The sequence below is a fragment of the Sphingobium sp. genome, from assembly GCF_003248505.1.
Lineage (GTDB): Bacteria > Pseudomonadota > Alphaproteobacteria > Sphingomonadales > Sphingomonadaceae > Sphingobium.
On record NZ_QFOA01000126.1, the window covers coordinates 1 to 5475 of the forward strand.

Here is a 5475-nt window from a genome sequence, read left to right on the forward strand (position 1 = left end):
GAACGGCCAGCGAGACAGACAAAGCCGTCTCGTTTGGGATCCAGACCGTCCGAAGACGCGACGCGATTCGGTCCGGTGGGGACGCCCAGGGGGGAATTGCTGGACGCTGGATATTTGCCGACGCCTGCGCTGTGGGGACAGCCAGATGGGCCGTGGCGCGAACACATTTTCGGTCGTGACCGAGTTTATCGCCGTCAGGATCAGTCGTTGATCGCCCGGATCATTCCCGGCACGCCGATGAGGGTGATGGCGCGCCTGATATTGTAGGCAAGCGCGGTCAGGCTGAATTCGGCGCGGACCTTCTCCAGCCCGCGCATCAGGAACGCGCCCCGGTTCATCGACCGCTTGATCGTGCCGAACGGGTGTTCGACCGTGGGGCGGCGGATGACCAGGAGGTCTGGCCGCTTTGCGAGGCGCGGGGCCGTGCGCTCGATGAGGTGTTCCTTCTCCCAACGGTTGACGCGCCGCCAGCGTCCCGTGGTGCATAGCGCCTTCATCTGGCAGCCGGCACAGGCGGCGGGGCTGGAATACTGAACCGTCACATACCCGCGGGCGATCAAACTGTGGCGGGTGTCGAGTATTTGCCCGCCGGAACAGCGATAGGCGTCGACTGCCGGATCGTACCGGAACCGCTCCTCGGGATAGAGGCCGTTGCTGACGTTGATGCCGCGGTGCGGGCGGGGAATGTAGGGCGTGATGCCGGCCGCCTCGCAGGCCTCGATATCCTCGCCGTTGTGATACCCCATGTCCGCAACCGCATCGATCCGCTCGACCCCGAGCGTCTTCATTGCCGCCCCGGCGGTGGGTGCCAGCAGGCCCATGTCGTTGGCATTGGTAACGTGCTGCTCGACGATCAGGCTATGCTTCGCATCGACCGCCACCTGCGCGTTGTAGCCGATGGTCACCTTACCATGGGCGACCATGGCACGGGCATCGGGGTCGGTGAGCAAAATCTGTCCTTCGCCGCTTTCCTCCAACTGGCTCATGAGCGCCGCGCTGGCCTGACGCTGCTTGCGTAATTTGGCGATCTTGGTCGCCAGCGTCTTGACGCGGCCGGTGCCGGCAACATCCTCGCCGCAGTCGATCTGGTCCAGTTCGGCCAATTAGCGCTCCAGTTGGGCATCGGCCGAGGCGAAATAGGTCGCCAACCGCTCGCGGCTGAAGTTGCGCGCCCGACCTTCCACCGCCTTCAGCCGCGTGCCGTCCACCGCTAGCAACTCGCACCCGAACAGATCGAGGTTGCGGCACAGCACCAAGAAGGCGCGCAGCACTGCCTTGAACGCGGCCCGGTTATCACGGCGGAAGTCGGCGACGGTTCGAAAATCCGGACGTACCCCGCGCAGCAGCCAGATCAGTTCGAGATTGCGGCCTGCCTCTGCCGCCAGGCGCCGACTCGACCGCACACGGGAGAGGTAGCCGTACAGATAGAGCTTGAGCATATTGGCCGGATCGTAACCGGGACGCCCCGTCGCCTTCGGCTGCGTCCGCTGGAAACCGGCAGCGCCAAGATTGGGGTCATCAACGAAGGCATCGATGAACCGCACCGCATTGTCCGCTGCCACATAATCCTCGACCGACGCCGGCAGCAGCAGCAGCGCTTGATCCCGAGCATGACCTTCGATGTACGCCATAGACACGGCATATCCGTTGTCTTCAGCAAGGGAATCAGGCGGATTGCTCCTTCATTCGAGCCGTATCAAACCTGCATCAAAGAGGTGAGCAATGAAGTTCGGACCCGCTTCTAAAACCGCCTTCTGGATCCACATTGGCTGCATCATCACGGTGGGTTTGCTGTTAGCGTATGAACTTTTCGGCATTGGAACCTCTTCCTCCGGCGCCCCGGCCGCAAGAAAGGTCAGTTTCGGGGTATTGATAGCCCAGTTGGCAAGCGCGCTTGCGGTGTCGATGGCGCGGCGATCGGCCAGCAAATTCCCTAACCCCCGATGGGGCTTCCAAGCGGTCCATATCACTGGAACCGTAGTCAGGTTTTCGGACGGCCTGAGTCCCATTTCGGAAGAGGGGCGCGGATTAAATTGACGACGCAATGAGATAGGCCCCGATTGCGATCACCACGCCGGCAAAGCCACGTTCGAGCAGCCCCTTGCGGGTGCCAAGGATCTTGCCCAGCGCGATACCGCCGATCGTCCCGAAAACTCCGCCTGCCACCAGCAGCGCGGTCACGCCCCAATTGACCAGCCCTGACATTGCGTACGAGGTTGCGGTAGTCAGTCCCAGCGCGCTGACAATTACCAGCGACGTGCCGATCGCGAACGGCAGCGGCATTGCGGTCGCGAGAATCAGCCCAGGCACGATCAGGAACCCGCCCCCAATCCCGAAGAAGCCGGCGGCAAGCCCGACGCCCAGCCCGATCGGCACCAGGCGGGGCAGCAGCGTCGACGCGCTGTCGCGGGTCAGCTGCACGTCCGGCACTTCCGCCGTGCGGCGCTTGCGCAACATCGACGCGCCAACGCCGATCATCAGCAGTCCGAACAGGACGAGCAGCCGCTTGCCGTCGAACGCCTTGCCCAGTTCTGCGCCCAACGCCGCCCCGATCATGCCCGACACGGCGAAGACACCGGCGCACCGCCACTTCACGCGGCCAGCCCGCGCATGGCCGATCAGGCTGGCTAGTGCGTTGACCGTGACGGCGACAGCGGCCGTTCCGATCGCAGCGTGCGGCGATCCCACGCCGGCAACATAGATCAGGAGCGGCACGGCGAGGATCGATCCACCCCCGCCGACGAGGCCAAGGATCAGACCGATCACGCCGCCCGATGCGAGCGTGGCAAGGATGGCGGCGGTGTCCATGATCGCCTCAGGCGGCCGCGCGCCGGTTCCAGGGCATGACGCGCAGCAGGTTGGCCATGCCGCACCACCCTGTCACACCGGCGAACATCAGCCCCGCGCCCACGAACGCCGACAGCCCAAAGAACCCGGGGGCGACGAACATGCCCAGCAGCACGCCGATCAACACCAGCGCTCCGGCGGTAATCTGCATCTGCCGCATGATTTCCAGCGGCTGCGACCGATCGGCGACAGTTGGCTGTCCTGCTTGGCGCCACGCGTCGATGCCGCCCCCGAGGATGTAGGCGGGCGCGCTACCCGCTGCCGCGCCGAGCTGGGCGGCATTGGCGGCGGTGCGCATCCCTGATTTGCAGTGGAAGATGATCGGGCGATCGTCTTGCGGGAGATCGCCGATCCGGTCGAGCGGCACGTTCATCGCATTGGGGATGCGCTCGCGTGCATGTTCGTCAGCGCCGCGAATGTCGATCAGGCGCGCACCGGCATCGATCGCGGTAAGGGTATCCGCGGGAGAAAGGGTCGGAAGCGTCATCGCGTCAATCCTTGCAGTAGAGCTGGTAGAGGGTGGCGAGCAGCGTTTCGACGCGCGGGTCTGCAATGGCGTACCAAAGCGTCTGGCTTTCCCGCCGGTAGGTGACGAGGCCTTCGTCGCGCATCTTCGCAAGGTGCTGTGAGCAGGCCGACTGCGACAGGCCGACATCGCGGGCCAGATCGCCGACCGTCACCTCGCCATGCTCGACCAGCTTGCACAGCAGCATCAGCCGGCGCGCATTGCCGATCGCCTTCAGCGTGTCGGCGACCTGTCCGGCTTTCGCCTCGAATGTCGCTAGGTCCATAGGCGGTTTGAGCATCATCGCTACTCCATTAGTCATTGCTTATGTAGCATCGCCTAATATATTGGCAAGAGCTAACGGAGGAAGTCATGATCCAACCCTTCATCGAGGCGTTTTTCGACGAGCCGACGAACACGATCAGCTACCTCGTGGGCGATCCCGCGACGCGGACAGCGGCGGTGATCGATCCGGTCCTCGACTTCGACATGGCCAGCGGTGTCGCCGATACGCGCTCGGCTGAGCGGATCGTCGCCTTCGCCTGCAAGCAGGACTGGAGGATCGCAATGGTGCTGGAGACGCACGCCCATGCCGATCACTTGTCAGCCGCGCCCTTTATCAAGGCGCATACCAACGCATGGATTGGGATCGGCGCGCATATCCGCGATGTGCAGAAGATCTTTCGCTCCGTGTTCGCTATGGATGACCTGAAGACGGACGGATCGGATTTCGACCGCCTTTTTGACCATGGCGATCGGTTCACGATCGGCGAGCTGGAAGTCGAGGTGCTGCACGTCCCCGGCCACACGCCAGCAGACGTGGCCTATCTGATCGGCGATGCTGCGTTCGTCGGCGATACGCTGTTCATGCCTGATTATGGCACCGCCCGCGCGGACTTTCCCGGCGGGGATGCGCGCACGCTGTACCGCTCGATCCGTCGTTTGCTGGCGCTACCCGACGAAACGCGGCTATTTCTGTGCCACGATTACAAGGCGCCAGGCCGCGATGACTATCGCTGGGAGACGACGGTGGGCGAACAGCGGCGGTCGAGCGTTCACGTCCATGATGGCGTGAGCGAGGACGAGTTTGTCGCCATGCGCGAGCAGCGCGACGCCGGGCTATCCGTGCCCAATCTCCTGCTGCCCTCGATCCAGGTCAATATTCGCGCGGGTCACTTCGATGAGGCCGAAGCAAACGGCGTGACGTACCTGCGCATCCCGGTGAAATGGAAAGCGAAGTGAGGCTTGGGCCGTCATTCCCGTTTCTTGCCGCACGCCGCCCTTCGGAACGTCTGACTTCGGTTGATTGTGTTGAAAAACGCCCCCTAGAAGTCGTTGTGCCTGTCTGATTCACTCTCGTCGGTCGGCGGGATACGTGCGGATGATGGGCGAGCGAACCGTGTCGCAGGAGTCGCTGTTCTACAGCTTCAACCTATAACGGCACGTGCCGTCGGACCACCTGCTGCGCTCGATCAACCGCTTCATCGACCTGTCGAACCTGCGCGAGCAGTTGCGTCCCTTCTACAGCGAGAGGGGTCGCCCTACATCACACCGGGATCACCATGGGAGAATGGCTATAACGAAAGGTTGGGCTTCGCCCGGCCTGTGGCTCAACGGGTCGCTTCGCGCCGAACTGCTCAACGGCGAGATCTTCTACAGCCTCGTCGAAGCCAAGGTGCTGATCGAAGCTTGGCGGCGGCATTACAACACCGTCCGCCCGCATAGCAGTCTGGGATACCGACCACCGGCACCGGAAACGACGACACCGGGCTTAATCCACTAACAAACCAAACGGTCCACTCGATGGGGGCAGATCAATCGAACGCACGGCCGCGCGCCTCGCAAAGCGGCCAGACCTGCTGGTCATCCGCCGCTCCACGGTCGAACACCCGTTCGGCACGATCAAGCAGTCGATGAACCAGGGCGCATTCCTGATGCGCGGGCTGGAGAAGATCCGCGCCGAATGCAGCCTGACCGCGCTTGCCTACAATATCAGGCGCGCCATCACCCTCATCGGCGTGCCGGGAATGATCCGGGCGATCAACGACAAATCCTGACGGCGATAACCTCGGTCACGACCGAAAATATGGTCGCGCCACGGCCCATCTGACTGTCCCCACAGC

8 protein-coding genes and 2 pseudogenes are annotated in these 5475 nt (G+C 63.3%); 4 read left to right on the forward strand and 6 right to left on the reverse strand.

Going from position 1 to position 5475, the window contains the following annotated elements:
- Positions 1-200: 200 nt before the first annotated feature.
- The 6 genes from DI606_RS19300 to DI606_RS19325 form a co-directional block, all read right to left on the reverse strand.
- Positions 201-1103 (reverse strand): transposase, encoded by a 903-nt coding sequence (locus tag DI606_RS19300; RefSeq protein ID WP_293985553.1) that lies wholly within the window; start codon positions 1101-1103, stop codon positions 201-203.
- Positions 1104-1631 (reverse strand): transposase, encoded by a 528-nt coding sequence (locus DI606_RS19305; protein ID WP_293985555.1) that lies wholly within the window; start codon positions 1629-1631, stop codon positions 1104-1106.
- Positions 1632-1682: 51 nt separating this feature from the next.
- Positions 1683-1928: a hypothetical protein gene (locus tag DI606_RS19310; protein WP_293985557.1), complete on the reverse strand. Its 246-nt coding sequence runs from the start codon at positions 1926-1928 to the stop codon at positions 1683-1685.
- A gap of 100 nt (positions 1929-2028) precedes the next feature.
- On the reverse strand, positions 2029-2808 hold the full coding sequence (locus DI606_RS19315) for a sulfite exporter TauE/SafE family protein (protein WP_293985559.1): 780 nt from the start codon (positions 2806-2808) through the stop codon (positions 2029-2031).
- Between the two features lie 7 nt (positions 2809-2815).
- Positions 2816-3334 (reverse strand): rhodanese family protein, encoded by a 519-nt coding sequence (locus tag DI606_RS19320; protein ID WP_293985561.1) that lies wholly within the window; start codon positions 3332-3334, stop codon positions 2816-2818.
- 4 nt (positions 3335-3338) lie between these two features.
- Positions 3339-3656, reverse strand: a complete 318-nt coding sequence (locus DI606_RS19325; RefSeq protein ID WP_293985563.1) for a helix-turn-helix transcriptional regulator — start codon at positions 3654-3656, stop codon at positions 3339-3341.
- Between the two features lie 68 nt (positions 3657-3724).
- Between DI606_RS19325 and DI606_RS19330 the strand changes: the two genes are divergently transcribed.
- The 4 genes and pseudogenes from DI606_RS19330 to DI606_RS19345 all read left to right on the forward strand — a co-directional run bounded on the left by DI606_RS19330 (position 3725) and on the right by DI606_RS19345 (position 5409).
- Positions 3725-4594, forward strand: coding sequence for an MBL fold metallo-hydrolase (locus tag DI606_RS19330; protein WP_293985565.1), 870 nt, complete (start codon positions 3725-3727; stop codon positions 4592-4594).
- Between the two features lie 139 nt (positions 4595-4733).
- Positions 4734-4898 (forward strand): annotated as a pseudogene (locus DI606_RS19335) (IS5/IS1182 family transposase); the annotation flags it as partial.
- Positions 4889-5135 (forward strand): annotated as a pseudogene (locus tag DI606_RS19340) (transposase); the annotation flags it as partial. The pseudogenes DI606_RS19335 and DI606_RS19340, both read left to right, overlap by 10 nt.
- A gap of 82 nt (positions 5136-5217) precedes the next feature.
- Positions 5218-5409 (forward strand): transposase, encoded by a 192-nt coding sequence (locus DI606_RS19345; RefSeq protein WP_293985567.1) that lies wholly within the window; start codon positions 5218-5220, stop codon positions 5407-5409.
- Positions 5410-5475: the final 66 nt, after the last annotated feature.